Source organism: Gaoshiqia sediminis (assembly GCF_025907915.1).
Lineage (GTDB): Bacteria > Bacteroidota > Bacteroidia > Bacteroidales > Prolixibacteraceae > Gaoshiqia > Gaoshiqia sediminis.
On the sequence record NZ_JAPAAF010000081.1, the window covers coordinates 1 to 3,778 of the forward strand.

Annotated in this window: 3 protein-coding genes and 1 pseudogene; all 4 read right to left on the minus strand. The window is 44.9% G+C overall.

Features of this window, described 5'->3' with window-relative positions; all coding sequences use genetic code 11:
* A partial coding sequence (locus N2K84_RS19975; RefSeq protein WP_282593601.1) for a glycoside hydrolase N-terminal domain-containing protein occupies window positions 1-213 on the minus strand: 213 nt, incomplete at its 3' end.
* Between the two features lie 26 nt (window positions 214-239).
* The gene (locus tag N2K84_RS19980; protein ID WP_282593602.1) at window positions 240-2,855 is read right to left on the minus strand and encodes a glycoside hydrolase family 31 protein; all 2,616 of its coding nucleotides are present in this window, start codon (window positions 2,853-2,855) and stop codon (window positions 240-242) included.
* Window positions 2,856-2,878: 23 nt separating this feature from the next.
* A pseudogene (locus N2K84_RS20610) lies at window positions 2,879-3,013 on the minus strand (carbohydrate-binding protein); the annotation flags it as partial.
* Between the two features lie 39 nt (window positions 3,014-3,052).
* Window positions 3,053-3,778, minus strand: a 726-nt coding sequence (locus N2K84_RS19985; RefSeq protein WP_282593603.1) for a glycoside hydrolase family 3 C-terminal domain-containing protein, incomplete at its 5' end; no start/stop codon positions are given.

Consider the following 3,778-nt stretch of genomic DNA (forward strand, 5'->3'; position numbering starts at 1 on the left):
TTCTTCGTTCAGCTGGATTTTTTCGTTAACCGGATCGCCATAAATCATCGCTCCCAACCGGCCATTCCCTACCGGAAGGGCTTCATTCCAAACTGCTGCCGGCCTGTCGTACCACATTTTCAGGCTGCCGCCTTTGGCTGTTGTTGTCTGACAGCTCAAAAGGGAAAAACATGCAAAAAGCTGAACTATCAATTTCAATTCGAATTGTTTCATTTTTTACCGTTTAAATTATCCTACGATTAGCTTAGATCTACGACAACCTTCTTTCCCAAATAAGTAACCACCTGGTCACATTTCTCAACCACATCTCCCCCATCTTCCTTGTTCTCGTCAACAATTACAATGTTGAAATTCTGTTCCTGGAGCATCCCGGGAAAATCACCCGCACGATCGTCAATGGTTAAAGTCCCGGCAGTCTCATTCCAGAAGAAAGTAATGGTTGAATATTTTCCTTTCTCGTAGTCATAATTGTCGCCTTCATCCTCATAAAGCACGAACCGGGCATCAGCTCCACGATAAACCCGGATTTCCAATTGATCAGCAGGCTTTTCCCCGGTAGATTGGACAATCTGTCCCATTGGAAGAATTGAGCCGGCTTTTACAAACAACGGTATTTTATCCATTGGGGCATCTGTTGTGATGGTTTGTCCGCCATCGAAACGTTTGCCGGTCCAGAAGTCGTACCAACCGCTTGATTTTGGTAAATACACATCCCTTTCCGATACTCCGGCTTCAGTAATTGGGGCAACCAGAAAAGCGTTCCCAAATATATACTCATAAGGTTGTTTAACGGCATTGACATCATCCCTGAAATCCATCACCAGCGGACGCATCATGGTTGATCCGCTACTGGTTACCTGCCAGGCTTCGGAATAGATATAAGGAAGAAGACGGTAGCGAAGGTTTAAGATTTTACGCATGTTGCCTTCAACTGTTTGTCCGTATTTCCACGGCTCGGTTTCTGTTTGGTATCCGTGCATCCTGAAAACAGGATTGAAGGCCCCCCATTGAAACCAGCGGGTAAGCAGTTCGTGGAATTTTTCGTCGGTGTATTGTGACCATCCCGGACGGAAAAACCCACCTATATCGGTTGTCCAATAAGGTAATCCGGTAATTGTGAAGTTTAAGCCCGCAACAATCTGACGGCGGTACGTATCCCATGTTCCACCAATATCGCCCGACCAATTGATGACACCGTAACGTTGCTGGCCTGAAAAAGCCGAACGTGTTAAAATGCACACACGTTTCTCATCCGATATTTCCCGTTGTCCCTCGTATACGGCCTTGCTAACCATCAGCGGGTAGGTTAATCGGTAAAAATCGCCCAGGCCGATATGTGTTTTTTCACCTTTTAACGCATCGTTTTCGGGTTCAACGGCATCCATCCACCACGAATCAACACCATGATCAAACATGTTCTCTTTCAAGGTCGTCCAGTATTCTTTGCGAGTTTCCGGATTAAAATAATCCAACCATTTGGTTCCTGGAATGAAGCGATCATTTGCGACATATTCTTTACCTATTTCTGAATTCTTATCGGGGTTCGACCAGATGGAAATACAGAAATGAGCATTTAAATCATGTATTTCTTTGATAAACCCGGAAGGGTTTGGATAATTTTTTTCATCGAACTGCGGAACTCCCCATCCCCTGCTGCCCCAGTACTGCCAGTCTTGCACGATCACATCCACCGGCAGTTTCCGTTTACGGAACTCTTTAACGGTCTCAACCAAATGATTTGCTGACGTGTAACGCTCGCGGCACTGCCAGAAACCATAAGCCCATTTGGGGAACATGGGCGCATTTCCGGTTAAATTTCGGTACGATGCAATTACCTCATCGGCCGATCCTGCAAATACAACATAATCGAGCATCTTGGCATTTGGCGAACGAAAGGTTGTAGAATTATCTTTTAGTTTCCATGACAGAGCAGGTTGGTTGTCGGCTTTGCAAATAAGCTGCACCTTATGTTCGCCTTTGCTTAATTGGACTAGTGCCCCAGCAGTTGGCGGCAGCCACATGTTAGTCTGGTCAATAACAGGATCTCCATCAATCACGACATAGTGCCGGTTGCCCATAGCGCCTAAATCGAGAAATATTGAATATTCACCATCTTCCGGCACACTAAATTTGCCGGTATAAAGCGATTGGTTTTGCGATACTTTTTGTGTTCCGGCAGTGGTAGTGACTTCAACCAAATTCTCACCTTCGTCAGGTTTTTCCTGTTTTTCGAGCGTTACAAAATTATCGGCAGGGTTAAAATCAGTTAATCCATATTGGTGCCACAACAAACCATAGCCCTGGCTGGAGTAGATAAACGGTATGGAAATTTGCGAATTCACCTGGGTCAAACGCCGGCTGACACCTTTCAAATTGTATTGCCCGTCCTGAAATTGTCCCAGGCCAAAAATAGACTCATCGGCAGGTGAATCGAAACTTTGCTCAACAAAAAAGCAAGGTTCGCCCATCACCGAGTCGGGCTCAAATTTCCGAGAATCGGCTTTTTCGCTCAAAAAAATCTTTCCCGATGGATCGGAATAAGAAATGCATCCCGTTCTCTTATCCACCAAAACATGAATGTTCTTTACTTTTATCTCCAGCTTTGACGAAACATCCGAAATCTGAAACTCCGGTACCTCATAAACCGAATCCAAAACAATCTCGGGCAGGCTGGCTTCTTCTTCTTTGAAAAGCTTTATTCGTACTGCATTATCCGAAACCGGATAAATACTGAGAGTCCCTTCGGGCAGGGAAACATTTACCCCACTGGGAACTTGCTCATAGCCTATTTTTGTATGACATCCTGCCAGGCCAAACAACAAGAAAGCAACTAAAAAAAAGTTTTTGAAATTCATCGTTATTTTTCCTTTCTCTATTTTTATTTGAACCTCCGCCAATCAAAATTGTACAATTCATCTTTGGTACCTTTGAATACGAAACAGAGGTTGTGAACGCCGGTTATTTTCTTCACCTTGCTTTTAACGGTTGCCCAATTTTGCCAACCGCCGGTATTTTTTAACCTTCCAACTTTGGTTTCGCTTTTTAAAGCGCATTATTCAATAATCACGCTTAAATGTTTCAGATCATTGTTATTGGAACTATTTCCGTATAATACTTCGTATTTGCCGGGTGTAACAGCCATTTTTCTCTGATTCCAGTCGTAAAACTCAAACGATGAAGGCGTGAGTTCGATGGTAGCGGTTTCCGATTTTCCTGCTGCCAATTCCACCCGCTGAAAGCCGCGCAGGGTCTTCAATGGGCCTTCCACGTCGTTTACCTTGCGGATGTAAACCTGCACAATCTCGGTTCCGGCCCTTTTGCCGGTATTTTTTACAGGAATGCTCAACAGTGTATTTTCGTTGGTCTGAATGTTTGTTTTGCTGATTGTTGCATTGCCAATTTCGAACGTGGTGTAGCTCAAGCCAAAACCGAACGGGAACAAGTAATCGGTTGTGTAACGATAGGTACGGTTGGTCATGGAGTAATCTTCGAAATCGCCCAACTTATCGGAGTTTTTATAAAAAGAAAGCGGCAGTTTACCTCCGGGATTGTAGTCACCAAAAAGCACATCGGCAATGGCTGATCCTCCCCGCTCGCCGGCATACCAGGCTTGCAGAATGGCATCGCAACTTTGTGTTTCGGGTTCAAGAGCAATGGCCGAGCCTGAGCAGTTTACAAAAATCACCTTTTTACCGGCTGCTTTCAGGGCTTTCAGGCAATTGCGCTGCACGGCCGGTAATTCGATGTTCGTGCGGTCGCCTCCTTTGAATCCGGGATA

Bases quoted from the DNA above. Each gene is read 5' to 3' on its own strand.
- N2K84_RS19980 (WP_282593602.1), bottom strand. From the start codon at position 2,855: ATGAATTTCAAAAACTTTTTTTTAGTTGCTTTCTTGTTGTTTGGCCTG.